General features: G+C 68.9%; 20 protein-coding genes. 13 read left to right on the forward strand and 7 right to left on the reverse strand.

Going from position 1 to position 25,176, the window contains the following annotated elements; genetic code table 11:
• The 3 genes from BIU99_RS05185 to BIU99_RS05195 all read right to left on the reverse strand — a co-directional run.
• On the reverse strand, positions 1 to 429 hold a 429-nt coding region (locus tag BIU99_RS05185; protein ID WP_305790349.1), incomplete at its 3' end, for a biotin/lipoyl-containing protein.
• Between the two features lie 61 nt (positions 430 to 490).
• Positions 491 to 1,864 (reverse strand): dihydrolipoyl dehydrogenase, encoded by a 1,374-nt coding sequence (lpdA, locus tag BIU99_RS05190; protein ID WP_064293772.1) that lies wholly within the window; start codon positions 1,862 to 1,864, stop codon positions 491 to 493.
• 95 nt (positions 1,865 to 1,959) lie between these two features.
• On the reverse strand, positions 1,960 to 3,462 hold the full coding sequence (locus tag BIU99_RS05195) for a leucyl aminopeptidase (RefSeq protein WP_071260058.1): 1,503 nt from the start codon (positions 3,460 to 3,462) through the stop codon (positions 1,960 to 1,962).
• 120 nt (positions 3,463 to 3,582) lie between these two features.
• On the opposite strand from BIU99_RS05195, the gene BIU99_RS05200 reads away from it, so the two are divergent.
• The 5 genes from BIU99_RS05200 to BIU99_RS05220 all read left to right on the forward strand — a co-directional run bounded on the left by BIU99_RS05200 (position 3,583) and on the right by BIU99_RS05220 (position 9,344).
• Complete coding sequence (locus BIU99_RS05200) at positions 3,583 to 4,506, forward strand: proteasome assembly chaperone family protein (RefSeq protein WP_071260060.1); 924 nt, start codon at positions 3,583 to 3,585, stop codon at positions 4,504 to 4,506.
• 9 nt (positions 4,507 to 4,515) lie between these two features.
• Complete coding sequence (locus BIU99_RS05205) at positions 4,516 to 5,823, forward strand: nitrate/nitrite transporter (RefSeq protein ID WP_071260062.1); 1,308 nt, start codon at positions 4,516 to 4,518, stop codon at positions 5,821 to 5,823.
• Positions 5,824 to 6,008: 185 nt separating this feature from the next.
• Positions 6,009 to 7,331, forward strand: a complete 1,323-nt coding sequence (locus BIU99_RS05210) for an RNA polymerase sigma factor (protein ID WP_079003921.1) — start codon at positions 6,009 to 6,011, stop codon at positions 7,329 to 7,331.
• 4 nt (positions 7,332 to 7,335) lie between these two features.
• Positions 7,336 to 8,598, forward strand: a complete 1,263-nt coding sequence (locus tag BIU99_RS05215) for a MurT ligase domain-containing protein (RefSeq protein WP_071260064.1) — start codon at positions 7,336 to 7,338, stop codon at positions 8,596 to 8,598.
• Positions 8,595 to 9,344, forward strand: coding sequence for a hypothetical protein (locus BIU99_RS05220; protein WP_064293778.1), 750 nt, complete (start codon positions 8,595 to 8,597; stop codon positions 9,342 to 9,344). The genes BIU99_RS05215 and BIU99_RS05220 overlap by 4 nt, the downstream gene beginning before the upstream one ends.
• Positions 9,345 to 9,451: 107 nt before the next feature.
• Here the strand turns inward: BIU99_RS05220 and BIU99_RS05225 are convergent, their stop codons facing one another.
• Positions 9,452 to 9,682: a hypothetical protein gene (locus BIU99_RS05225; RefSeq protein ID WP_056011197.1), complete on the reverse strand. Its 231-nt coding sequence runs from the start codon at positions 9,680 to 9,682 to the stop codon at positions 9,452 to 9,454.
• A 231-nt stretch (positions 9,683 to 9,913) separates the two neighbouring features.
• On the opposite strand from BIU99_RS05225, the gene BIU99_RS05230 reads away from it, so the two are divergent.
• Positions 9,914 to 11,992, forward strand: coding sequence for a type IIA DNA topoisomerase subunit B (locus BIU99_RS05230; RefSeq protein ID WP_064293779.1), 2,079 nt, complete (start codon positions 9,914 to 9,916; stop codon positions 11,990 to 11,992).
• Between the two features lie 91 nt (positions 11,993 to 12,083).
• Here the strand turns inward: BIU99_RS05230 and BIU99_RS05235 are convergent, their stop codons facing one another.
• Positions 12,084 to 14,591 (reverse strand): DNA topoisomerase (ATP-hydrolyzing) subunit A, encoded by a 2,508-nt coding sequence (locus BIU99_RS05235; RefSeq protein ID WP_071260066.1) that lies wholly within the window; start codon positions 14,589 to 14,591, stop codon positions 12,084 to 12,086.
• A gap of 87 nt (positions 14,592 to 14,678) precedes the next feature.
• On the opposite strand from BIU99_RS05235, the gene BIU99_RS05240 reads away from it, so the two are divergent.
• A complete protein-coding gene (locus BIU99_RS05240) occupies positions 14,679 to 15,821 on the forward strand; it encodes an alkaline phosphatase family protein (RefSeq protein WP_071260068.1) in 1,143 nt (380 codons plus the stop codon).
• 12 nt (positions 15,822 to 15,833) lie between these two features.
• Here the strand turns inward: BIU99_RS05240 and sepH are convergent, their stop codons facing one another.
• Positions 15,834 to 16,952 (reverse strand): septation protein SepH, encoded by a 1,119-nt coding sequence (gene sepH / locus BIU99_RS05245; RefSeq protein ID WP_071260070.1) that lies wholly within the window; start codon positions 16,950 to 16,952, stop codon positions 15,834 to 15,836.
• 199 nt (positions 16,953 to 17,151) lie between these two features.
• On the opposite strand from sepH, the gene BIU99_RS05250 reads away from it, so the two are divergent.
• Positions 17,152 to 17,445: a DUF4193 domain-containing protein gene (locus BIU99_RS05250; protein ID WP_056005937.1), complete on the forward strand. Its 294-nt coding sequence runs from the start codon at positions 17,152 to 17,154 to the stop codon at positions 17,443 to 17,445.
• A gap of 103 nt (positions 17,446 to 17,548) precedes the next feature.
• Here the strand turns inward: BIU99_RS05250 and BIU99_RS05255 are convergent, their stop codons facing one another.
• A complete protein-coding gene (locus tag BIU99_RS05255; RefSeq protein WP_071260072.1) occupies positions 17,549 to 17,995 on the reverse strand; it encodes a DUF3093 domain-containing protein in 447 nt (148 codons plus the stop codon).
• Between the two features lie 38 nt (positions 17,996 to 18,033).
• On the opposite strand from BIU99_RS05255, the gene dut reads away from it, so the two are divergent.
• The 5 genes from dut to dxs all read left to right on the forward strand — a co-directional run bounded on the left by dut (position 18,034) and on the right by dxs (position 25,129).
• Positions 18,034 to 18,543 (forward strand): dUTP diphosphatase, encoded by a 510-nt coding sequence (dut, locus tag BIU99_RS05260; protein WP_083397205.1) that lies wholly within the window; start codon positions 18,034 to 18,036, stop codon positions 18,541 to 18,543.
• Positions 18,540 to 19,160 (forward strand): DUF3710 domain-containing protein, encoded by a 621-nt coding sequence (locus tag BIU99_RS05265; protein WP_071260074.1) that lies wholly within the window; start codon positions 18,540 to 18,542, stop codon positions 19,158 to 19,160. Before dut ends, BIU99_RS05265 begins: the two co-directional genes overlap by 4 nt.
• Positions 19,161 to 19,163: 3 nt before the next feature.
• On the forward strand, positions 19,164 to 19,955 hold the full coding sequence (locus BIU99_RS05270) for a DUF3159 domain-containing protein (RefSeq protein ID WP_064293785.1): 792 nt from the start codon (positions 19,164 to 19,166) through the stop codon (positions 19,953 to 19,955).
• 246 nt (positions 19,956 to 20,201) lie between these two features.
• Positions 20,202 to 23,021, forward strand: a complete 2,820-nt coding sequence (locus tag BIU99_RS05275) for an aconitate hydratase (protein ID WP_071260076.1) — start codon at positions 20,202 to 20,204, stop codon at positions 23,019 to 23,021.
• Between the two features lie 143 nt (positions 23,022 to 23,164).
• The gene (gene dxs, locus BIU99_RS05280; protein ID WP_071260078.1) at positions 23,165 to 25,129 is read left to right on the forward strand and encodes a 1-deoxy-D-xylulose-5-phosphate synthase; all 1,965 of its coding nucleotides are present in this window, start codon (positions 23,165 to 23,167) and stop codon (positions 25,127 to 25,129) included.
• Positions 25,130 to 25,176 lie beyond the last annotated feature (47 nt).

Below are 25,176 nucleotides of genomic sequence, written 5' to 3' on the forward strand. Positions count from 1 at the left end.
GGCGGGAGCCGGTGCAGCAGCGGGAGCCGGAGCTGCAGCAGGCGCAGCGGCGGGAGCCGCCTCAGCAGCAGGAGCCGGCGCGGCAGCAGGTGCCGGCTCGGGCTCGGCCGCGGGGGCGGGCTCGGCCGGAGCGGGCTCGGCAGCAGCCGGTTCCGCGGCGGGCGCGGGCTCCTCGGCCGCAGCCGCACCCGAGCCATCACCGATGGTCACGAGAGCGGTGCCGACCTCGACGGTCTCGTCCTCCTGGACGAGGATCGCTTCGATGACACCCGCGACGGGCGAAGGGATCTCGGTGTCGACCTTGTCGGTCGACACTTCGAGCAGTGGCTCGTCGACCTCCACGGTGTCGCCGACATTCTTCAGCCAGCGGGTGACCGTACCCTCGGTGACACTCTCGCCGAGTGCCGGGAGGCTGACGGATTCGCTCATGACCTTGTCTCCTTTGAAACCTGTTGTGTGTTCACTAGCTTATTGGGGTGTTCGGAATGCGTCACAGCGCGTGCAGGGGCTTGCCTGCGAGCGCGAGGAATGCTTCGCCGAGCGCCTCGTTCTGCGTGGGGTGCGCGTGGATCAGCGGCGCGATGTCCTCTGGGTAGGCCTCCCAGTTGACGGCGAGCTGGCCTTCGGCGATGAGCTCACCGACGCGGGCGCCGATCATGTGCACACCGATGACGGGGCCGTCGTTGACCCGGATGACCTTGACGTTGCCACTCGTGCCGATGATCTCGCTCTTGCCGTTGCCGGCGAGGTTGAAGTCGTAGCTCGTGATGTTGTCGGCGCCGTACTGCTCGGCCGCCTTGGCCTCGCTGAGACCGACGGACGCTATCTCGGGGTCGCTGTACGTGACCTTCGGGATGTTGACGTCCTCGATGATGACGGGCTTCAGACCGGCGATCTCCTCGGCCACGAAGATGCCCTGCTGGAAGCCGCGGTGCGCGAGCTGCAGGCCGGGGACGATGTCGCCCACGGCGTAGAGGCCGGGGATGTTCGTCTCGAGACGGTCGTTGGTGATCACGAAGCCGCGGTCGATGGTGACACCGACCTCCTCGAAGCCGAGTCCGGCCGTCGACGGGCCACGGCCGACGGCGACGAGCAGCAGCTCGGCGTCGATCGTCTTGCCGTCCTCGAGCGTGATGTGCACGCCCGAGTCGTCCTGGGTGACGCCCTGGAACCGCACGCCGAGCGAGTACTCGATGCCGCGCTTGCGGAACGCGCGCTCGAGCGCCTTGCTGATCGACTCGTCCTCGTTGGGGACGAGGTGGGGGAGCGCCTCGATGATCGTGACCTCGGTCCCGAACGACTTCCAGACGCTCGCGAACTCGACGCCGATCACGCCGCCGCCGAGGACGGCGACCTTCTTCGGCACGAAGTCGAGCTGCAGCGCCTGCTCGCTCGTGATGACGCGGCCACCGATCTCGAGACCGGGGAGCGAGCGGCTGTAGGAGCCCGTCGCGAGGATCACGTTCTTGCCGGTGATGAGGTCGTCGCCGACCTGCACGCTCGTCGGGGAGACCAGACGGCCCTCACCCTCGATGGTGGTGATGCCGCGGGCCTTCACGAGGCCCTGGAGTCCCTTGTACTTCTTCGCGACGATGCCCTCGCGGTACTTCGTGACGCCCTCGATGTCGATGCCTTCGAAGGTGGACTTGACGCCGTACTTCTCCGACTCGCGCGATGCGTCCGCGACCTCGGCGGAGTGCAGCAGCGCCTTCGTCGGGATGCAACCGCGGTGGAGGCAGGTGCCGCCGACCTTGTCCTTCTCGATCATGCCGACGGTGAGGCCGAGCTGCGAAGCGCGCAACGCCGCAGCGTATCCGCCGCTTCCGCCTCCCAGGACTACCAGGTCAAAATTCTGCTCGGACACTCCGTTGCTCCTTGTGTGTGCTTCGTGGTCGATCGGAAACCGTCGTGGTGTGTTCGGCGGCGTCGAGGCGGGTCGAACCGCCCCCACCGACCTTACTACGGGTGGCTAATCTCCTCGGCCATTGCGAGGAGGGTGCGGACCGCGACGCCGGTCGGGCCCTTGGCGGTGAAGCCGTAGGGGGCGTCGCCGTTCATCGCGCTCCCGGCGATGTCCAGGTGGGCCCACGGGATTCGGGTGGTGCCGCCGTCCTCGTCGGTGCGGTCCGCGATGAACTCCTGGAGGAACGTGCCTGCGACGAGCATGCCGCCCGCGGTGGTGCCGGGCTTCGCGTTGGCGAGGTCGGCGACGTCGGAGTCGAGGACCTTGCGCAGCTCCGCGGGGAACGGCATCGGCCAGAACAGTTCGTCCGCACCGGAACCGGTCGCGATGAGGTCGGTGACGAAGGAAGCATCACCCATGACGCCCGTGTAGCGGTTGCCGAGCGCGACAACCGCCGCTCCCGTGAGGGTCGCCACGTCGATGATGGCGTCCGGGCCCTCCTCGCCTGCGGCGACGAGTCCGTCGGCGAGGACCAGCCGGCCCTCGGCGTCGGTGTTGGTGACCTCCACCGTGCGTCCACCCCGGATGGTGAGGACGTCGTTCGGCCGGATCGCCGTGCCCGACGGGAGGTTCTCGGCGAGGCAGAGCCACGCGGTCAGCCGGGTGGGCACTCCGAGACGCGCGGCCGCGGCCAGGACGGCGAGCACGGTCGCCGCGCCGGTCATGTCGTACTTCATGCCGACCATCGAGACCGGCGGCTTCAGCGAGAGGCCGCCGCTGTCGAAGGTGATGCCCTTCCCGACGAGGGCCAGGTGGCTCCGGGCCGCCTCAGGGTGGTAGCTCAGCTTGACGAGTCGCGGAGGCCGGGAGGAACCCTGCCCGACACCGAGGATGCCGCCGAAGCCGTCCTCGGCCAAGCGGGTCTCGTCCCATTCCTCGACCTCGACGTCGAGGCCGTCGACCGCTGCGCGGGCCGCGTCGGCGAAGGTCGCCGGGTAGAGCTCGTTCGGCGGCGTGTTGACCAGGTCCTTCACGAGCGCGATGGCCTCGGCGACCGCGGTGGCGTGCTCCGCGAGCCCGGCATCCGGTGCGTCCACGGTCGACGGGACGACGACGGTGACCCACCCGAGCGGTGTCGGTGCCGGCGCGGATCCGACACCGCGCGACGCGGTGTAGCGGTAGGCGCCGATGGCCGCCCCCTCGAGGACGGCTTCGGCGGCGGCGGCCGTCTCCTCCGTCAACGCGAACGCGATCGAGGCCTGGCCGTCGATCGTCCTGGTCACCGCACCTGCCGCTCGTCGGAAGGCCGCGTCGTCCGCATCCGGCCCGAGACCGACCAGCACGAGACCGGAGGCCGCACCGAACCGGTCCGGGAGGCGTCGCACCTGGTCTTCGGATCCCGTGACTCCGGAGGCGCGCAGCTCGTCTGCGAGCGGCGCGTAGACGTCGGGCGCCAGGAGCTCCGGTCCGTCGTCGCCCTTCCTCACCGCGAGGACGAGCAGCTCGGCCTCGATTCCCTCGACGGCGGCGGACAACACGGAGAGCACGGGGATCGTCATGCCTCCATCGTAGGCACGAGCGGTTCAGGACCGAGGCGGGGCCGCCGGTGTTCGCTCTCGGCGGTACGGCCGAGGCTCGGAGGGGAAGGGCGCTGCGACACCCCCGTTTAGAGTTGAACCATGCCTACGCCTGACGACCTCTACGAGGTGCACCCGGAGATCGACATCCCCGCCGGCCTCCACCTCGTCGCGGGGCTCACCGGGTTCTCCGACGCCGGCGGCGCGGTCGGGCAGTTGAACGCCTACCTCGACGACGTCCTCGACACGACGGTCATCGCCGAGTTCGACGCCGATGTCCTGCTCGACTACCGCGCCCGCCGGCCGATCATCTCGTTCGACCAGGACCACCTGACGGAGTACCGGCCGCCTCGGCTGACCCTGTCGCTGGCCCACGACGAGCTCGGGTCGCCGTTCCTGCTGCTCACCGGTTTCGAGCCCGACTTCCTCTGGGACCGCTTCGTCGCGGCCGTGCTCGAGCTCGTCGACCGCTTCCGGGTCAGCGACACGACGTGGGTGCACGCCATCCCGATGCCGGTCCCGCACACCAGGCCGATCGGCGTCACCGTCAGCGGCAACCGGTTCGACCTCATCGAGTCGCTCTCGGTCTGGCGCCCCCGCACCCAGGTGCCGTCCAACGTGCTCCACCTCCTCGAGTACCGCCTCTACGAGCGCGGCGACAGCATCGCGGCCTTCGTGCTCCTCGTTCCGCATTACCTCGCCGACACCGAGTTCCCGGCCGCGGCGATCACGGCGATCGAGAGCCTCAGTGCGGCGACCGGCCTCATCTTCCCCACGGACCGCCTCCGCGAGGACAGCCGCGACTTCCTCGCCAAGATCGACGAGCAGGTCGGGACCAACCACGAGCTCGGCCAGCTGGTCACGACGCTGGAGGAGCGGTACGACGCCTACATGGCCGACAACTCGCCGAAATCGCCGCTCACCGACATCGACGGGGCGCTCCCGACGGCCGACGAGATCGCCGCGGAGCTCGAGAAGTTCCTCGCGAGCCGGCGCCACGGCGACGAGGACCGCTCGACCACCTAAGCTGGATCGGTGGGATCTCGACGCGTCTGGTGGGTGTTCGGCGTCGGGGTGTTCGCCTACCTCATCACCGTCATGCAGCGGTCGACGCTCGGTGTGGCGGCGGTGGACGCCACCGAGCGGTTTCAGATCGACGCCGCCGCGCTCTCGACCCTCGCGGTCGCGCAGCTGATCGTGTACGCCGCCATGCAGGTCCCGGTCGGGGTGCTCATCGACCGCCTCGGGCCTCGCGTCCTGATCATCGCGGGGCTGACGGTCGTCATGGCGGGCCAGATCTGGCTGGGTCTCACGACCGAACTCGGCGGCGCGATCGTCGGCCGGATGCTGGTCGGCCTCGGCGACGCCGCGGTGTTCACCTCCGTGTTGCGGCTCGTGAACTCCTGGTTCCCCACCCGTCGGGTGCCGATCGTCTCGCAGTGGGTCGGCAACATCGGGCAGATCGGACAGGTCCTCTCGGCGGTGCCGTTCTCCTTCGTCCTGCACGCGTTCGGCTGGTCGCCGGCGTTCCTCAGTGCGGCCGGTCTCGTCCTCCTGGCACTCGTCGGGGTGTTGATCGTCGTCCGCGACCGGCCGTCCGGTTCCGACGAGGCGCCGCGCCCGGAGACCTGGGGCCACGTCGTCCGCGAGGTCCTCATCAGTCTGCGTCGGCCAGGGACGCGTCTCGGGTTCTGGTCGCACTTCGTCACCCAGTCCTCCGGCACGGTCCTCACGCTGCTCTGGGGCTTCCCCTTCATGGTCTACGCCCTCGGCTACCCGCAGCCCCTCGCCGCATCGTTGCTCATCGTGATCGTGGTCTCCGGCATGATCGCCGGGCCCGTCCTCGGGGTGCTCACCGCGCGGTTCCCGTATCGGCGGAGCAACCTCGTGCTCGGGATCGTCACGGTCATGGGCGTCGCCTGGGCTGCACTCCTCCTCTGGCCGGGCATCCCGCCGATGTGGCTCGTGATCGTCCTGTTCGTCGTGGTCGGGGTCGGGGGCCCCGGTTCACTCATCGGGTTCGACTTCGCCCGTACCTTCAACCCCATCCGCGCGCTCGGCGGGGCGAACGGCATCGTGAACGTCGGTGGGTTCCTCGCCAGCTTCGTCATGATGTTCCTCATCGGACTCATCATCGACGCGGTCAGCGGGGGATCCCGTGCCGACTACTCCATGGACAGCTTCCGGATCGCCTTCTCCGTGCAGTACCTGGTGGTCGGGTTCGGGGTGGCGATGCTGCTCGTCGCCCGGTCCCGCACCCGGAGACGCTTCGCCGAGGACGAGGGCATCGCCGTCGGTCCACTGTGGATCGCGGTCCGAGCGAGGCTCGGGCGCCGTCGCTGAGCGTTCGCTTCGTCCCCTGATCCCACCCTTGACAAACGGCCTGTGGCTCTGTGGCCTTCCTGCGCGCGCTATAATGGAACACGGACCCGTTCACCTCTCGGAATGTCGGCGGCCCTTTTCGGGTTGCACTGCACCAAGACTTGACATGGGTCCTCGTAATGTCCGAAATCACGGACGATCCGGCGATGACTGTCCATGCCGGGTCCGAACAGGAAGGTGCAGCTATGGCCACCAAGACGGCTCGCGCAGACGAAGCAGCGCCAGCAGACGAGGCCACGGAGGCTCCCGCAGCGAAGGCTCGGACCACCAAGGCCACCACGACCCGAGCGAAGGCTGCTCCCAAGAAGGCCACCCGCGCCAAGGCGGGTACGACGTCGAGCACGGAGCCCGATGAGGGCTCGGACGACGAGGACGTCGTCGTCGAGGTCGTCGCCGACGACGCCGTGGTCGACGCGCCCGCGGGCGACGCCACCGAGGCGGTCGAGGAGGAGGACGACAAGTCCGTGCCGGAGATCACCCTCCCCACCGACGCACTCGTGCTCTCCAACAGCGACGACGACGAGATCCCGGTGTACTCGGCCGCGATCACCGGCGCCACCGCCGACCCGGTCAAGGACTACCTCAAGCAGATCGGTAAGGTCGCGCTCCTCAACGCGGCCGAAGAGGTCGAACTCGCGATGCGCATCGAGGCGGGCCTCTTCGCCGAGGACAAACTCGCCCAGCTCTCCGACCTCGAGAAGCGCTCGCGGGTCGGTCGTGAGCTCCAGTGGGTCGCGAAGGACGGCGCCCGTGCCAAGAGCCACCTCCTCGGGGCGAACCTCCGACTCGTCGTGAGCCTCGCCAAGCGGTACACGGGCCGCGGCATGCAGTTCCTCGACCTCATCCAAGAGGGAAACCTCGGCCTCATCCGCGCGGTCGAGAAGTTCGACTACACCAAGGGCTTCAAGTTCTCCACCTACGCGACCTGGTGGATCCGTCAGGCCATCACGCGTGCCATGGCCGACCAGGCGCGCACCATCCGCATCCCGGTGCACATGGTCGAGGTCATCAACAAGCTCGCCCGCGTCCAGCGGCAGATGCTGCAGGACCTGGGCCGCGAGCCCACGCCCGAGGAGCTCAGCCGCGAACTCGACATGACGCCCGAGAAGGTCATCGAGGTCCAGAAGTACGGCCGCGAGCCCATCTCGCTGCACACGCCCCTCGGCGAGGACGGCGACAGCGAGTTCGGCGACCTCATCGAGGACACCGAGGCGGTCGTGCCGGCCGACGCCGTCAGCTTCACGATGCTGCAGAAGCAGCTGGAGTCGCTCCTCGACTCGCTCTCCGAGCGGGAAGCGGGCGTCATCCGGATGCGCTTCGGTCTCGGCGACGGCATGCCCAAGACGCTCGACCAGATCGGCGACACCTTCGGGGTCACCCGAGAGCGGATCCGGCAGATCGAGTCGAAGACCATGGCGAAGCTGCGTCACCCGAGCCGATCCCAGTCGCTCCGCGACTACCTCGAGTAGGAGCATGCGCTACGCCCCGGCCATCCTCGCCGGTCGTGCCGTCCGATTCCTCGCCAGGCTGCGCAAGCCGGGCGGGGGATCGGCCGTTCCCGGCCTCGTGGTCAACCGCATCGCGCCCGGGTTCCTTCCCGACACGTTGAACGCCTTCCCGCGTGGTCTCGTGATCGTGAGCGGCTCGAGCGGGAAGTCGACGACGACCAAGATGCTCGTCGGCATCCTGCGTGCCCACGGCGTGGCGGTCTTCACGAACCCGTCGACGGCGAACATCTCGCAGGGGCTCACCTCGGCCCTTCTCGAACGAGCCGACCTCCGCGGCCGGATCGACGCCGAACTCGGGGTGCTCGAGATGGACGAAGGACACGGCGCGCTCATCGCGCCGCGACTCGCGCCCGCCCACGTCATCCTGACCAACGTGTCCGTCGACCAGATCGACCGCTTCCACGACGCTGCCATGGTGGCGCGCATGCTCGACGCGATCGCTGCCCGATCGAGCACGTCGCTCGTCCTGAACGGCGATGACGCGCTCGTCGACGCCGTCGCTCCAGGCAGCGACGCGACGCGATGGCGGTACGGCGTCTCGACGGCCGTGCTCGGCGCCAGCGCACGCGGCCTCGGGTACAGCGCGACCTCGTCCGATCGGGTCGATCCCGGTTCCGGAACCGTCGTCGAAGCCCTCGACGGCGATCTGGTGTCCATCACCCACCGCGGCGAGCCCGTCCAATTCCGTCTGCCGGCCCGCGGCGTGCACTACGCCGTGGATGCGGCTGCCGCACTCTCCGGCGCCGCCGCGATCCTCGGCCCCGAGTTCCAGCTCGCCACCGCGGCTGAGTCGTTCCACGCGCTCACGCCGGTGTTCGGCCGCGGCGAGGTGACGACCGTCCGCGGTGTCGAGGTCGAATTCGTCCTCGTCCAGAACCCCGCGAGCTTCCAGCTCAACGTGGACAGCCTGGCGGCCGACACGGAGCAGATCCTGGTGGCCGTCGGAAGCGACGTCCGCGATCCCTCGTACCTCTGGCCGGTCGACACGTCGAGGCTCGGTCGTGTGGCGCTCGTGTCGGGGTCCAAGGCCTGGGAGGCCGCGCTGCAGCTGGGCTACGACGGCGTCGAGATCGACCGCGTCGAACCGGACCTCGGCACGGCGTTGGACGCGTTCCTCGCCCTCCCGGCGCCCGCGCACGGTCGGAAGACCGTGATCTTCACCGCCGACTCGATGCGCCGCACCCGCGCGCACCTCGGCCTCGCCTCGAACGATCAGGACGACGCATGACGACCGAGCCGACGATCACCATCGCCGTCCTCCTGCCCTCGAGCTGCAATGTGAACGGCGACGCCGAGAACGGTGCGGTCCTCGCTCGCCGGGCGCGCGCGCGTGGCCTCGCCGTCGAGCTCGTCCCGGTCGAATCGGTCGCCGAGCTCCCGAGCACGGTCCACGCGGTCGTCCTCGGGTCGTGCGACGACCCGTCGGCGCCACAGGTGCTCGAGGCGCTCCGGCCGTTCCGCGACGCGTTCATCGCCTGGGTGGAGGCCGGCGTGCCCGTCCTCGCGGTCGCCAACGGGTGGAAGCTCCTCACTCGTCGGCTCGAGCTGGCGCCGGGGAGCTGGGTCGAGGGCCTCGCCATCATCGAGGGCGACGCCCCGTTGCGGCGCACGCGGGCGAGTGACGACCTCGTCGTCGTGCCGAGCGGCGGCCTCGAGCTCGACGCCCCGGTACTCGTCGGGTACGAGAACCACGGGCGGGACTTCCGAGCCGGGACGGGTGTCGAGTCGATCGGCGCCGTGCAGCACGGACGAGGCAACGGCGACGGCACGGAGGGTGCGCTGGTCGGCCCCTTCGTCGGAACCCACCTGCACGGTCCCGTCCTCGCCAAGAACCCGGAGCTGGCCGATCGGCTGCTCCGTCTGGCGATCACGGTCGCCGCGGGCACCTCGATGCTCGACGAATCACCGGAACTCCACGCCCTCGACGAGATCGCCGCCAACGCCAGAGCGCAGATCGTCTCCGCACTCGCTTGAGGCCGCGGGTGAACGAGCCCGCGCTGGTCTGAGACCGCGCCTCCTCGATGACATGATGAAGGGCCCCGGATCTCGGATCCGGGGCCCTTCATCGTGATGCCGGTGGACTAGGCGCGCTGCTCGGTGAAGAGTCGCGCGGACTCGTCGTGCCAATCGGTCGCGACCTGCGTCAGCTTCTCCTGGTACTTCTTGCCGTGGTGCGCGCAGAACAGCAGCTCACCGCTGTTCATCTGCACGCGGATGTAGGCCTGTGCTCCGCACAGATCGCAACGATCGGCGGCAGTCAGTTGCTGGGCGTCGAGGTCACTCGGCGTGCTCTCGGTAGCAGTCTGTGACATGTGCTCCTCCTGACTCGGGCGGCTACGAAACTCGTAGTACTCATGAAAGCACGCGATTGTCACAACGGGGTCCCATTCCGCGCTCTTTTCGCTGTGCGCGTAGATGATTCGGATCAACCGCGCAGCCGGATGGGTCGACGGCCCGCGACAACGCGTCGTCGAGCGGGTCCGGACGTCCACGCGCCGAGTGTCTCGCTCGGCGTGTCGGCGGCGACGACTACGCTGGGAACCGTGAGCAGCGACTACTCCGCCAGGCATCTCTCCGTCCTCGAAGGCCTCGAGGCGGTGCGCAAGCGACCGGGCATGTACATCGGTTCCACCGACTCGCGTGGCCTCATGCACTGCCTCTGGGAGATCATCGACAACTCCGTCGACGAGGCACTCGGCGGGTACGGCGATCAGATCGAGATCGTCCTCCACGCCGATCAGAGCGTCGAGGTGCGCGACCACGCGCGTGGCATCCCGGTGGACATCGAACCGAAGACCGGCCTCTCCGGTGTCGAGGTCGTCTTCACCAAGCTCCACGCCGGCGGGAAGTTCGGCGGCGGTTCCTACGCCGCGTCCGGCGGCCTGCACGGCGTCGGCGCATCAGTCGTCAACGCCCTGTCCGAGCGGCTCGACGTCGAGGTCGATCGCGGCGGCAAGACCTACGCCATGTCCTTCCACCGCGGTGAGCCGGGGATCTTCGCCGACACGGGGGAGCCGACCCCGGACGCACCGTTCACGCCGTTCGAGAAGCAGAGTGAACTCCGCGTCATCGGCAAGACCAAGCGCGGCGTGACCGGTACCCGGATCCGCTACTGGGCCGACCGCCAGATCTTCACGAAGGGCGCCCAGTTCCAGGCCGAGGAGCTCCTCGGCCGCGCGCGCCAGACCGCCTTCCTCATCAAGGGGCTCGGGATCCACATCCGCGACGAGACCGTCGAGGAGCCGACCGAGGCGGTGTTCCGCTACGAGGGCGGGATCTCCGAGTTCGTCGACCACCTCGCGGGAGACACCGCACTCACGGACACCTGGCGCCTCACCGGCAGCGGGACGTTCACCGAGACCGTCCCGGTGCTGTCTCCGTCGGGCACCATGGTCGCCACCGAGGTGGAGCGCGAGGCAGAGGTCGACATCGCGCTGAGGTGGGGGACCGGGTACGAGACGGTCATGCGTAGCTTCGTCAACATCATCGCGACGCCGAAGGGCGGCACGCACCAACTCGGATTCGATCAGGGCCTGCTGAAGTTCCTCCGCGCCCAGGTGGAGCAGAACGCCCGCCGACTCAAGGTCGGCTCGGACAAGCTCGAGAAGGACGACGTCCTCGCGGGCCTCACGGCGGTGCTGACGGTGCGTCTCGCCGAGCCGCAGTTCGAGGGCCAGACGAAGGAGATCCTCGGCACGCCGGCCGTCCGCGCCATCGTGGCCAACGTCGTCACGAAGGAGCTCAAGGAGCGGTTCGCCTCGACCAAGCGCGACGACAAGGCGCAGACCGCGCTCGTGCTCGAGAAGATCGTGTCGGAGATGAAGTCCCGGATCTCCGCGCGGACGCACAAGGAGACGCAACGCCGCAAGAACGCGCTCGAGAACTCGTCGCTCCCGGCCAAGCTGGTCGACTGCCGCTCGGGCAACCTCGAGTCCAGTGAACTCTTCATCGTCGAGGGCGACTCGGCGCTGGGCACGGCGAAGCTCGCCCGAGACAGCTCCTACCAGGCGCTGCTCCCGATCCGAGGCAAGATCCTCAACGTGCAGAAGGCCTCCGTCTCCGACATGCTGTCGAACGCGGAGTGCGCGTCCATCATCCAGGTCATCGGAGCGGGCTCCGGACGATCGTTCGATCTCGACGCCGCCCGCTACGGCAAGATCATCCTCATGAGCGACGCCGACGTCGACGGCGCCCACATCCGGACGCTCCTGCTCACGCTCTTCTTCCGGTACATGCGTCCGCTGATCGAAGCGGGCCGCGTGTTCGCCGCGGTACCGCCGCTCCACCGCGTCATCGTGATGAACCCCGGGTCCAAGCCGAACGAGACGATCTACACCTACTCCGAAGCCGAACTGCACGCGGTGCTCAGCGATCTCAAGCGCACCGGCAAGAAGCACCAGGAACCGATCCAGCGCTACAAGGGCCTGGGGGAGATGGACGCCGACCAGCTGGCCACGACCACCATGGACCGCCGTCACCGGACGCTGCGGCGTGTCCGGGTCGAGGATGCGGAGTCGGCCGGACGGATCTTCGAACTCCTCATGGGCAACGACGTCGCCCCGCGTAAGGAGTTCATCGTCGACAGCTCCGACCGGCTGTCGCGGGAGAGCATCGACGTCTGATCGTCGGTCGTCCATCGGGCGCAGCACCGACGACGAAGGCCCGGATCGAGCAGTGCGCTCGATCCGGGCCTTCGTCGGTGTGCAGCTCCGATCAGGACGATTCGTCGCTCGCTACCGCGTCGTCCGTCGCCGGTGCCGCCGGTGCGGTGATCGCGCCGCCGATGAACCCGACGGGGGCATCGAGCGGCACCCCTGAGGCATCCCGCTTCGCGCCGACCTCCGGGAGCGTCCGCGGTGTCCCGTCCGTCCCGACGGCGTGTGCCGGAGCGGCGCCGACCCACGCGACGGCCAGCTGGTCCTCGCCCTTCAGGAAGCGTTGCGATCGGACACCGCCGGTGGCGCGACCCTTGGCGGGGAACTCGGAGAACTCCGACACCTTCGCGCTCCCGGTGTCCGTTCCGGCGAGGGTCAGCGAATTGGTCGCGACCGTCACGACGACGACGTCGTCGGTGGGCAGGACCGCCGTGAACGAGATGACCTTCGCACCGGCTGCCAGGTTGATGCCGGCCATGCCACCCGCGGCCCGCCCCTGCGGACGGACGGACGTCGCGGGGAAACGGAGCAGCTGTGCGTCGGAGGCGACGAAGACGAGCTCCGCGTCGTCGCCGACCTGCGTCGCCCCGACGACGTGGTCGCGCGGCTTGAGCGTGATGACCTCGAAGTCCGGCTTGTTCGGCAGGTCGCCGGGGATGACCCGCTTGACCACGCCGGTCTCGGTTCCCAGCACGATCGGCTGCTCCGAGGTCAGCGAGACGATCGCCAGCACGCGCTCATCGCGGTTCGGGAGCGAGAGGTACTCGCCCATCCGGACTCCGGCCGCGAGCTGGATGGAGGCCGCCGGCACCGCGGGGAGGTCGAGCGGGGTGAACCGGATGACGCGACCGAGACTCGTGACTGCACCGAGTTCGGTGCGGCTCGTGGTCTCGACGACGCTCAGGATCGCATCGTGCTTGCTCCGTCGACCGGGTCGTGGTGCGGGCGCGTCCTGCTCGAGGTCGACGCGGAGCGCCCGTCCGGTCGCGCTGAGGTAGACGCGGCACGGGGTGTCGGCGAGCTCGAGGACCGGGGCGCTCTTCCCCCGGCCCGTGGTCGCGACGCTCGGCTTCGCGTTCGTCAGCATGGTCCGGCGCGGTGTGCCGAACTGCTCGGCCGCCGCAGCGAGCTCTGCGGAGACCGCCGCGCGGATGAGTCGTTGGCTCCCGAGCAACCGCTCGAGTTCGGCGATCTCGGCCAACAGCTTGTCGCGCTCGGCCTCGAGCTCGATCCGCGAGAACTTGGTGAGTCGTCGGAGACGGAGTTCGAGGATGTACTCGGCCTGGAGCTGCGAGAGGTCGAAGACCTCGATGAGGCGCGCGCGGGCCTGTTCGGAGTCGTCGCTCGCGCGGATGACCTGGATGACCTCGTCGATGTCGAGGATGGCGATGAGGAGCCCCTCCACGAGGTGGAGGCGTTCCTTGCGTCTCGCCAATCGGAACCGGCTCCTGCGGGTGACCACGCTGATGCGGTGGTCGACGTACACCTGCAGCAGGTCCCGGAGGCCGAGCGTCTGCGGGCCGCCGTCGACGAGCGCGACGTTGTTGATGCTGAAGGAGTCCTCGAGTGGCGTGTAGCGGTAGAGCTGCTCCAGGACGGCCTCGGGGGAGAACCCGGTCTTGATCCCGATCACGAGGCGGAGCCCGTGGATGCGGTCCGTCAGGTCGGTGACGTCGGAGATGCCGTTGAGCTTCTTGGAGCTGACGCCGTCCTTGATCTTCTCGATGATCTTCTCCGGACCGACCAGGTAGGGCAGTTCGGTGATGACCAGACCGGTCTTCCGCGCGGTGACCGCTTCGACGGAGACCTTGGCGCGGGTCTTGAAGGAGCCGCGACCGGTGGCGTAGGCGTCCTTGATGCCGTCCAGTCCGACGATCGTGCCGCCGGAGGGCAGGTCGGGACCTGGGACGAACTCCATCAGGTCCTCGAGGGTGGCTTGGGGGTGCGCGAGGAGGTGCCGTGCGGCACCGATCACCTCGACGAGGTTGTGCGGCGCCATGTTGGTCGCCATACCGACCGCGATACCACTGGCGCCGTTCACGAGGAGGTTCGGGAACGCGGCCGGGAGGACCTCGGGCTGCATGAACTGGTTGTCGTAGTTCGGGACGAAGTCGACGACGTCCTCGTCGAGGTCGGCCGTCAGGGCGAGCGCGGCGGCGTCCAGCCGGGCCTCCGTGTACCGCGGCGCGGCGGGCCCGTCGTCGAGTGAGCCGAAGTTCCCGTGCCCGTCGATGAGCGGGACGCGGAGGGTGAAGGGCTGTGCGAGGCGGACGAGGGCGTCGTAGATCGCCGTGTCGCCGTGCGGGTGCAGCTTCCCCATCACCTCGCCGACGACGCGGGCCGACTTCACGTGGCCACGATCCGGGCGCAGGCCCATCTCGGTCATCTGGTAGAGGATGCGGCGCTGCACCGGCTTCAGGCCGTCGCGCGCATCGGGGAGGGCGCGGGCGTAGATGACCGAATAGGCGTACTCCAGGAAGGAGGTCTGCATCTCCGACGAGACATCGATGTCCTCGATGCGCTCGCCACTGGTCTCCGTCGGCGGGGTCTGCTGTTGGCGGGTCATTCCGTGTCTCTGCTGAGGGGAGTCGAGCCGGTGCTCGGCGAGGATGGCGGGGCGTGGTCGTCAGCGCGGTGTGCGAGACTGAGCCCGATGACCACCATGCTACCGACGGTCGATCCGGAGTCACGCAGCCTTGCCGGTGTCCTCCCGGATTGCCTCGCATCCCTGACGGTGGGCGGTGGATCGCTGCCCCGGGCCGACCATGCCGTCGTCGTCCTCGTCGACGGGCTCGGCGCCGCGAACCTCCGTGGAGCAGCCGCCCACGCTCGGTTCCTCGCGCCGCGCCTCGGTCCGCGCTCCACCACGACGTCGGCGTTCCCGTCGACGACCGCGGCCGGGATCGCGACGCTGACCACGGGGGCGTTGCCGGGTCGGCACGGCCTCGTCAGCTATCGCGCACGGGACGTGGCGGGCGACCGGGTCGTGAACCAGCTCAGCGGCTGGGACGCCGGCATGGTGCCCGAGACCTGGCAGCGCCTCCCGACCGTGTTCGAGCGGGCGAGAGCCGAGGGCGTCACGACGACGGTGATCGGTCAGGAGCGGTATCGCAACTCGGGCTTCACCCGGGCCGTGCTCCGAGGGGCGGACTACCGGGCAGGCCGCTCGATGGCGGACCGCCTCGACGCGGCCCGCGAGATCGCGTCCACGACCGCCGGACCCACACTCAGCTACGTGTACGTCCCCGAGCTCGACCAGGCGGCGCACGAGTACGGGTGGGAGTCGGGACGCTGGACGGCGCTCCTCGAGGAGCTCGACGGCGATCTCAAGCGGTGGTCGTCGCGACTGCCCGCGTCGACCGGCGCGCTCGTCACCGCCGATCACGGGGTGATCGACGTCGCACCCCATCAGCACGTGCTCTTCGACCAGGTGCCCGAGCTGGTCGCCGGAGTCCGCCACATCGGCGGGGAGCCGCGATGCCTGCACCTCTATCTCGACGCCGACGCGGGTCCAGCGGATCGGGAGCGCCTGGCTGAGGCCTGGCGAGCCGAGGAAGGTGGCCGCGCCTGGATCGCGACACGCGAGCAGGCGGTCGACCACGGCTGGTACGGCGAGGTCGACCCTGAGGTGCTGCCGCGCATCGGCGACGTCATCGTCGCCGCCCGCAAGCGCATCGCCTACTACGATTCACGTCCCGCCGATCAGAGCGCGAGGGGCATGATCGGACAGCACGGATCGCTCACCGACGACGAACGCCGGATACCGCTCCTCGGCCTCGGTCGTTACGAGCCCTGAAGCCCTGACCGATCAGACCGGGTCGTCGTCGGACTTCGCACCGAACACGATCTCGTCCCAGGACGGCATCGACGCTCGGCCGCGGCGCGCCTTGGCCCCGGACGGCGCGCCACCATCGGAGGATTCGGCATCGCCCGCGCGTCGCTGCTGCGCCGCCTCGAACTCACCGGTGTCGAACACCGCCAGCGGCGTCTGCTGATCCGGGACGGCGTGCGGCGCACTGGGGCGCTCGGCAGGTTCGGGTTCGCTGGGAGCGGCCTCCCGCTCGCCACGGCGCTTGCGGAGCGCCTCCAACAGGTCGGCGGTCTGGTTGTGCTGCTCGGGGCTCGACGCCTCACGGTTGATCGCGGCCTGGGTCGCAGCCTTCGAGGACGGTGCACGGCCGAAGCCCGTGTCGGCCGCGAACGGCAACGGCTCGATCGGACGCGTCTCGGCGGGCCGGTCGGCCTCGGTCTGCTGCGGCGTCGACACCCGGTCCAGGGAGAACGCGCCGCTGTCGAAGCGTGAGGTGTCGGGGGAGTCGTCGGTGTCGACCGCACGCAACCGGGGGATCAGCGCTGCCGGCAGGTCGCCCTGACGCGAGAGGGTCGTGGCTTCACTCCCGATGGGCGTGAGAGCGAGCTTCTTCGGCTCGAACGCCCAGCGGGCGTCGTGGTCGACCTGGTCGGCCGTGAAGGACAGTTTGACGATCCAGCCACCCTCGGGTTCCTTCCAGCTCGTCCACCGTTCGTCGGTCGCGCCGAGCTTCTCGAGTCGAGCCCGGATGACGTTCCCGAAGGTGGCCTCGATGTCGTCGGCCGACGTGTCGGTCGTCGGCAGGACGGCGACGCCGAGGGCGGTGCCGACGATGTGCTCGCGCTCCGCCATCACCGGACCCTCGAACCGCTGAACGTACTCCAGCGAGGCACCGGTGACCGCTGCGACGTCCTCGGCGGAGAGCCCGCTACGGATGTGCGCCTGCACTTCCCTCGGAGAGATCTTGGTGTTGCCACCGATCGGCGCACCGGCCGGCTTCGCCCGCCGCAGGTGGACGTGGAACGAATCGTCGACGATGAGGCGGTATTCCTCCTCGTTCCGATCTGCAACGATCAGAGCGCCGAGCTCCGCTCCGACTACCTTCAATTCCTGCATGATGAATGCCTCTCAGCGTGCCACGTGATTGACCCACGTTCTCACGGATCACGGGCGTATTCGGGGAATACGCCGGGCGTGCCGTCAGTTGCACGGGAAGGTTCCGCACACCCTCCCGAACACGGTTTGCAATTCATGCGGAACTGATGCAAACTGTGCCCGCCGATTTTGTTCCGACGGCATCGAGAAGTGGATAGGCATGGCAACTGATTACGACGCTCCCCGCAAGACCGACGACGATTCCGAGTCGATCGAGGCCCTGAAGGAGCGCGTTCCAGACAAGCTGTCCGGAGTCGTCGACTCCGAAGACGCTGACAACCCGGGTGACTACAACCTGGGTGGATCCGACCTCTCCGACCTCGACCTCGACGTCGTCGTGCTCCCGCCCCAGGCGGACGAGTTCACCTGCATGGAGTGTTTCCTGGTGAAGCACCGCTCGCAGCTCGACCACGAGGGCAAGTTCGGCCCGATCTGCGCGGAGTGCGCAGCCTGACAGCACCGCCGCGCGAGCGGCAGACAGAACCCCTCCGGATCACGATCCGGAGGGGTTCTGTCGTTGCGGATTCGAGCGGTGACCGGTTCGAGCGGCGGCAGCCTCAGGCGTGCGTGCGCGCGCTGGCGATCGCATCCGCGAGGGCCTGCGGGCGACGGGACGACAGCAGCCAGTACGGCGTCGGATCGGCCGGATCGACGATCTCCACCTTCACGAGGCTGTGCACCCATCCGCGGATCATGAGCCAGGCGCGTGCATCGAGCTTGGTGCGGAGCTGAGCGGTCGCGTCCGTCCCGGTGTACACCACGACCTCACCGATGAACCCGAGCGGGATCGACGCCTTCCCGACCGAGAGGCTCGACTCGGAGACCTGGATCCTCGGCGCCGTCCCGAACGCCAGCGCAAGGCATCCGCCGTACAGCACCACCGCCCCGACGATCCCCGCCGCGAGTGAAACGGGCGCGAGGACGAGCATGGTCGCCGGCACCACGAGGGCGAGGGCGATGATGACCCAGGGGCTGGGCCAGAGGGTTTCACGGTACGGCTGCATGTCTGCCTTGTCTCAGAGAACTGCACTACCCTCGATTCGTGACCGAAAGCGTTGACGTACTCATTATCGCGCCGGATCTGCCCGGCTATGCACACCCCGGCGATGCGGGTGCGGATCTCGTATCCGCCGAGCACGTCGTGCTCGAACCGGGTGAGCGCGCCCTCGTCGGCACCGGCGTCTCGATCGCCCTGCCCGACGGCCATGCCGCGTTCGTCGTCCCGCGAAGCGGCCTCGCGGCGAAACACGGCATCACCGTCGTCAACTCACCCGGCACGGTCGACGCCGGATATCGCGGCGAGATCAAGGTCACGCTCCTCAACACCGACTGTCACACCTCCTTCACCGTCGAGCCGGGCGACCGCATCGCCCAGCTCATCGTGATGCCGGTGTCCCGGGCCAACTTCATCCCGGTGGAGCGATTGCCAGGCAGCGCTCGTGGAGCCGGAGGCTTCGGTTCGACCGGCGTCGGCTCGCTCGCCGCGTCACCGGCCGCCACCGACCCAACCATCAGCACCGACGGTGCCGCGCAGACAGGAACCCTCGCATGAGCGAACTCGAAGACCTCCCCGACCTCGACCTCGACGCGGAGCTGCCCGACGACGCGAAGTCCGCACCCGAGGACCGCGAGACCGCCGGCCCGTTCGACGAGAGCGAGGCCAACCCCGTCCGCCCCTACATCGACCTCGGTGGCGTCAAGGTGCTGCCGCGGGAAGGTCTGAACCTCCGCCTCGAGGTGGAGGAGGCGACGAAGCGCGTCGTCGCGGTCGGCCTCGACTACGCCGGTTCCACCCTGCAGGTCCAGCCGTTCGCCGCCCCGCGGTCGACCGGCCTGTGGAACGAGACCCGCGCGCAGATCGCCGAGCAGATCGCCCAGCAGGGCGGCACCGTGACCGAGCGCGAAGGCGAGTTCGGCCCGGAGCTCGTCGCCGAGGTGCCGACCGGTGGTGCCGCAGGCACCGACGCGACCCACTTGGCACGCTTCATCGGCGTCGACGGTCCGCGCTGGTTCCTCCGCGGCGTCGTCGCGGGGGAGGGCGCGTCGAAGCCGGACGCCGCAGCGCTCGTGGACGACCTCTTCCGCAGCCTCGTCGTCGTCCGGGGCAACTCGCCCATGCCGCCGCGCGACCTCATCCCGCTGCGCATGCCGACTGCCACGAGCGCGTAGTCGATGACGGACGCACGGGAACCGGAGCCCCGCGGAGTCGACCCGGTCGAACGCCGTGACGCGTCGGATTCCCCTGACGCCACGGGTGACGCGGATCGGCAGCGGCTCGGTGAATCGATGTCCGCCGCGTTCGGTGCCGCCGCACGCAAGTCCGGTCTGGGCGCGATGGCCGAGGGCGACGCCCCCACCGGCAAGGCGCTGCTGCTCGCCATGGGCGGCGTGCGCGGCATCGTCGAGGCGATCCTGCCCGGACTCCTGTTCCTCGTCGTCTACACGCTGACCCTCGACCTGGTCCCGTCGATCATCGCTCCGGTCGCACTCGGGGTCCTCTTCTCCGTGGCACGCCTCGTCCAGCGGCAGCCGGTCACGCAGGCCGTCGGCGGCCTCCTCGGGATCGCACTCTCAGCAGCCCTGGCTCTGCTGTCCGGGCGCGCGGAGGACTTCTACGTCGTCGGGTTCTGGACCAACGGCGCCTACGCTGTGGCCCTCCTCGTCTCGGTGCTCGTCGGGTGGCCCGTCGTCGGGCTCGTGGCCGGCTACCTCATGGGCAGCGGCACGAGCTGGCGGTCCCACCCCGGACAACGACGCGCCATGCGGTGGCTCACGCTGGTGTGGGTGGCCATGTTCGCCGCACGACTCCTCGTGCAGCTGCCCCTCTACTTCAGTGGGAACGTCGAGCTCCTCGGGACGCTCCGGCTCCTCATGGGCATCCCGCTCTACGCGCCGCTACTCGTCCTCAGCTGGCTCGTCGTCCGCGCCGTGTTCCCGAAGGCGCCGCAGGCATCCACCGAGTGATCCGCCGAGAGCCCGGCCCGACGCGTCACCGCGTCTCGGGCCGGGCTCTCGTCATGTCGGGAGGACCTCATCCTCGATGCTAGAATTGTCTCGACATCAAGATAGATGAGCGATGCCGAGATGACACGACGCGCCCGAGCCTGTAGTTAGGCAAGCCTTGCTAGCCGCGGAGCACCCGCCAGCAGCAAGATTGGTCGGAACGCACGTGAGTGAGCACTCGCCGCCGCCAACGAAGGAGAAGACGATATGTCCACCGTGAACAGCTTCGGGGCGAAAGACACCCTGACTGTCGGGACGACCGACTACGAGATCTATCGCATCGACACGGTGGAGGGTCACGAGAAGCTGCCGTTCAGCCTCAAGGTGCTCCTCGAGAACCTGCTGCGCACCGAAGACGGTGCCAACATCACCGAGGCACACATCCGGGCTATCGGCGACTGGGTTCCGACCGCGGACCCCGACACCGAGATCCAGTTCACCCCGGCCCGTGTCGTCATGCAGGACTTCACCGGCGTGCCGTGCATCGTCGACCTCGCCACCATGCGCGAAGCGGTCGAGGCACTCGGCGGTTCCGCCGACAAGATCAACCCGCTCGCCCCGGCCGAGATGGTCATCGACCACTCGGTCATCGCCGACCTCTTCGGCAGCGAGAACGCGCTCGAGCGCAACGTCGAACTCGAGTACGAGCGCAACGGCGAGCGGTACCAGTTCCTCCGCTGGGGTCAGACGGCGTTCGACGACTTCAAGGTCGTTCCGCCGGGAACCGGCATCGTGCACCAGGTCAACATCGAGTACCTCGCTCGCGTCACCATGACGCGCGAGGTCGGCGGCGTCCTGCGCGCCTACCCCGACACCTGTGTCGGCACCGACTCGCACACGACCATGGTCAACGGCCTGGGCGTGCTCGGCTGGGGCGTCGGCGGCATCGAGGCGGAGGCCGCCATGCTCGGCCAGCCCGTCTCCATGCTCATCCCGAAGGTCGTCGGCTTCAAGCTGAACGGCTCCATCCCGACGGGCGTCACGGCGACGGACGTCGTCCTCACCATCACCCAGATGCTCCGCAAGCACGGGGTCGTCGGCAAGTTCGTCGAGTTCTACGGAGCAGGCGTCGCCGAGGTGCCGCTCGCGAACCGCGCCACCATCGGCAACATGAGCCCCGAGTTCGGCTCGACGGCCGCCATGTTCCCGATCGACGACGTCACGCTCGATTACCTGCGCCTCACCGGCCGCAGCGAGGAGCAGATCGCGCTGGTCGAGGCCTACGCCAAGACCCAGAAGCTCTGGCACGACGCGGACGTCGAGCCGGTCTTCAGCGAGTACCTCGAACTCGACCTCGCCACCGTCGTGCCGTCGATCGCCGGCCCGAAGCGCCCGCAGGACCGCATCGAGCTGAGCGACGCCAAGTCGCAGTTCGAGCGGGACCTCGTCGACTACGCCACGGTCGAGCACGACATCGTCGACCTCGTCGGCGCCGGTTCCTTCCCCGCCTCCGACCCGGCCGGCACCACGCCGCAGGACGAGGACGAGAACAACCACCACCACCACACGCACCGCAGCCACGCTCCGGCGTCCCTCTCGAAGCCGACCCAGGTCACCCTCGAGGAGAACGGGGTCGACTTCACCCTCGACCACGGCGCCGTCGCTATCGCCGCGATCACCTCGTGCACCAACACCTCGAACCCGTCGGTCATGCTGGCCGCAGGCCTCCTGGCCCGGAACGCGAGCAAGAAGGGCCTGAAGGCGAAGCCGTGGGTCAAGACCACGCTCGCTCCGGGGTCCAAGGTCGTCACCGACTACTACGCGAAGGCCGGTCTCACCGAGTACCTCGAGGACCTCGGCTTCTACACGGTCGGCTACGGCTGCACGACCTGCATCGGCAACTCCGGTCCGCTGCTCGACGAGATCTCGACCGCCGTCCAGGACAACGACCTCGCCGTCACCGCCGTCCTCTCGGGCAACCGCAACTTCGAGGGCCGGATCAACCCGGACGTCAAGATGAACTACCTGGCGAGCCCGCCGCTCGTCATCGCCTACGCCCTCGCGGGGTCGATGAACTTCGACTTCGAGGTCGACGCCCTGGGTGTCGACGCCGACGGCAACGACATCTTCCTGAAGGACATCTGGCCCGACGCGGCAGAGGTCCAGGACACGATCGACACCTCCATCAACAAGGAGATGTTCGACCACGAGTACAGCGGCGTCTTCGACGGCGACGAGCGCTGGCGTTCGCTCCAGACCCCCGAGGGCTCGACCTTCGAGTGGGACGAGGAGTCGACGTACGTGCGGAAGCCCCCGTACTTCGACGGCATGACCATGGAGACGACCCCCGTCTCCGACATCGTCGGTGCGCGCGTCCTCGCGAAGCTCGGCGACTCGGTCACGACCGACCACATCAGCCCGGCCGGCAACATCAAGGCCGACTCGCCCGCAGGCCGGTACCTCGACGAGCACGGTGTCGGTCGGAAGGACTACAACTCCTACGGCTCGCGCCGCGGCAACCACGAGGTCATGATCCGCGGCACGTTCGCGAACATCCGCCTGAAGAACCAGCTGCTCGACGGTGTGGAGGGCGGCTACACCCGCGACTTCACGCAGCCCGACGCACCGCAGTCGTTCATCTACGACGCGTCGCAGAACTACCAGGCCGAGGGCACGCCCCTCGTCATCTTCGGTGGCAAGGAGTACGGCTCCGGTTCCTCCCGCGACTGGGCGGCGAAGGGCACGAGCCTCCTCGGTGTCAAGGCGGTCATCACCGAGAGCTTCGAGCGCATCCACCGCTCGAACCTCATCGGCATGGGCGTCGTCCCGCTGCAGTTCCCGGAGGGCGAGAGCTGGGCCTCCCTCGGACTCGACGGCACGGAGATCGTGTCGATCGCCGGTCTCGAGGAGCTCAACAACGGCACCACGCCGAAGACGGTCCGCGTGAGCGCCGTCCCGAGCGAGCACTCGGCTCCCGGCAAGGAGCCGGTCGAGTTCGACGCGGTCGTCCGCATCGACACGCCCGGTGAAGCCGACTACTACCGCAACGGCGGCATCCTGCAGTACGTGCTCCGCAGCCTCGTCTGACGACGAGGCTCTACCACCAGGCCGGTCCCGACAGCAACCGTCGGGGCCGGCCTGCGGCGTTCGCCGCCCACCCCGCCCACGACGCGTACACTCGAAAGACGGGCTCCGAGCGATCGGTCGGCCCACGGTGGAGGGACGACAGCGTGACAGTGCTCGATCAGGTGAACGGACCCCGGGACCTCGACGGCCTCTCCGAGGCGGAACTCGTCGAACTCGCCGGCGACATCCGCGCCTTCCTCATCGCCAACGTCTCCAAGACCGGCGGACACCTCGGCCCGAACCTCGGCGTCGTCGAGCTCACGATCGCGATGCACCGGGTGTTCGACTCCCCGACGGATCCGATGGTGTTCGACACCGGTCACCAGTCCTACGTCCACAAACTCCTGACCGGCCGTCAGGAGTTCTCCGGGCTCCGGACCCGCGGCGGCCTCGCCGGCTACCCGCAGCGTTCCGAATCCGAGCACGACATCGTCGAGAGCTCGCACGCCTCGAGCTCGCTCAGCTGGGCGGACGGTATCTCCCGCGCCTTCCAGATGACCGGGCAGGACGAGCGCCATGTGGTGGCGGTCGTCGGCGACGGCGCGCTGACGGGCGGCATGACGTGGGAGGCGCTCAACAACATCAGCGACGACAACACCCGCCGGCTCGTCATCATCGTCAACGACAACGGCCGGTCCTACGCGCCGACCATCGGCGGTATGGCGCGGTTCCTGAGCGGCGTGAGGACCCGCCGGAGCTATCGCGACCTGCGCGAGCGCAGCCAGCGGGCCTTCAACCTCCTCGGCGGTCCGGGACGTGCGCTCTACCGGGGTGTCCGCGGAGGCGCCCACGGGTTCCTGTCCCGTCTCACGAACAACGAGGCGCTCTACTCCAACCTCGACATCAAGTACATCGGGCCGGTCGACGGACACGACATCCACGCGATGGAGGAGGCCCTGACCCAGGCGAAGCACTACGGCGCACCGGTGATCGTCCACGCGATCACCGAGAAGGGTCGTGGCTTCCAGCCGGCACGGGACGACGACGCCGATCAGTTCCACGCCGTCGGCGTGATCGACCCCGAGACCGGGGAGCCCGTCGGGGCGGCCGCCCGCCCGTCCTGGACGGCCGTGTTCAGCGAGGAGATGCTCGCGGTGGCCGAGGCCGACGACCGCGTCGTCGCCATCACCGCCGCCATGCTGCGACCGGTCGGGCTCCACGCCTTCGCCGAACGCTTCCCCGAGCGCGTGCACGATGTCGGCATCGCCGAGCAGCACGCCTTCACCTCGGCGGCCGGGCTCGCCTTCGGCGGGCTGCACCCGGTGGTGGCCGTGTACGCGACGTTCGTGAACCGCGCCTTCGACCAACTGCTCATGGACGTCGCGCTGCACCGTGCGGGAGTCACGGTCGTCCTCGACCGCGCCGGCGTGACCGGCCCCGACGGACCGAGCCACCACGGCATCTGGGACCTCGCGATCCTGCAGGTCGTCCCGGGTATCCGGATCGCTGCACCGCGTGATGGCGAGCGGCTGCGCGAGGAACTGCGTGAGGCCGTGTCTATCGACGACGCCCCGACCGTCATCCGGTTCCCGAAGGGCAGCGCCCCCGCCGAACTCCCGGCCGTCGAGCGTCTCCACGACGGTGTCGACGTCCTCCGGACGACCGAGCAGCCGGACGTCCTCATCGTCGCCGTCGGCCCGATGGCGCCCATCGCGATCGACGTGTCGGACCGACTCTCCCAGCAGGGCATCGGCGCGACCGTCGTCGACCCCCGCTGGGTGGTCCCCGTCGCCGAATCGCTCGTCGAGCTCGCCGCGGCGCACCGGCTCGTGATCACCATCGAGGACGGCATCCGCGTCGGAGGCATCGGCACCCGCATCAGGCAGACCCTCCGCGAGGCCGGCGTCGACACGGCCGTCGACGAGCTCGGCGTGCCGGACGAGTTCATCGACCACGCGTCCCGCGAGCAGATCCTCGAGGATGCGGGCCTCACGGCGCAGCAGATCGCCCGCGACGTCGTGGCACAGGTCCTCGGCAGCCGGATCCCCGTAGCCCGCCCACTGCCTGACGACCGCGTCGAGCAGGACACGTCTTCGGAGCGGAGCACGACGAGGCCGCACGGCGCCTGACCGCGGGCTGTGGCGCGCTTGACTTCGAGTGCACTCGAAGTCGTATC

The organism is Plantibacter sp. MMLR14_011, assembly GCF_001865025.1.
In the GTDB taxonomy this organism is placed as follows: Bacteria; Actinomycetota; Actinomycetes; order Actinomycetales; family Microbacteriaceae; genus Plantibacter; species Plantibacter flavus_A.

Excerpts from the sequence above, each read along its gene's own strand:
- BIU99_RS05195 (WP_071260058.1), bottom strand. The coding sequence starts at position 3,462 with ATGACGATCCCCGTGCTCTCCGTGTTGTCCGCCGCCGTCGAGGGAATC.
- BIU99_RS05200 (WP_071260060.1), top strand. The coding sequence starts at position 3,583 with ATGCCTACGCCTGACGACCTCTACGAGGTGCACCCGGAGATCGACATC.
- BIU99_RS05210 (WP_079003921.1), top strand. The coding sequence starts at position 6,009 with ATGACTGTCCATGCCGGGTCCGAACAGGAAGGTGCAGCTATGGCCACC.
- BIU99_RS05215 (WP_071260064.1), top strand. The coding sequence starts at position 7,336 with ATGCGCTACGCCCCGGCCATCCTCGCCGGTCGTGCCGTCCGATTCCTC.
- BIU99_RS05220 (WP_064293778.1), top strand. The coding sequence starts at position 8,595 with ATGACGACCGAGCCGACGATCACCATCGCCGTCCTCCTGCCCTCGAGC.
- BIU99_RS05225 (WP_056011197.1), bottom strand. The coding sequence starts at position 9,682 with ATGTCACAGACTGCTACCGAGAGCACGCCGAGTGACCTCGACGCCCAG.
- BIU99_RS05235 (WP_071260066.1), bottom strand. The coding sequence starts at position 14,591 with ATGACCCGCCAACAGCAGACCCCGCCGACGGAGACCAGTGGCGAGCGC.
- BIU99_RS05240 (WP_071260068.1), top strand. The coding sequence starts at position 14,679 with ATGACCACCATGCTACCGACGGTCGATCCGGAGTCACGCAGCCTTGCC.
- sepH (WP_071260070.1), bottom strand. The coding sequence starts at position 16,952 with ATGCAGGAATTGAAGGTAGTCGGAGCGGAGCTCGGCGCTCTGATCGTT.
- BIU99_RS05250 (WP_056005937.1), top strand. The coding sequence starts at position 17,152 with ATGGCAACTGATTACGACGCTCCCCGCAAGACCGACGACGATTCCGAG.
- BIU99_RS05255 (WP_071260072.1), bottom strand. The coding sequence starts at position 17,995 with ATGCAGCCGTACCGTGAAACCCTCTGGCCCAGCCCCTGGGTCATCATC.
- BIU99_RS05265 (WP_071260074.1), top strand. The coding sequence starts at position 18,540 with ATGAGCGAACTCGAAGACCTCCCCGACCTCGACCTCGACGCGGAGCTG.
- BIU99_RS05270 (WP_064293785.1), top strand. The coding sequence starts at position 19,164 with ATGACGGACGCACGGGAACCGGAGCCCCGCGGAGTCGACCCGGTCGAA.
- BIU99_RS05275 (WP_071260076.1), top strand. The coding sequence starts at position 20,202 with ATGTCCACCGTGAACAGCTTCGGGGCGAAAGACACCCTGACTGTCGGG.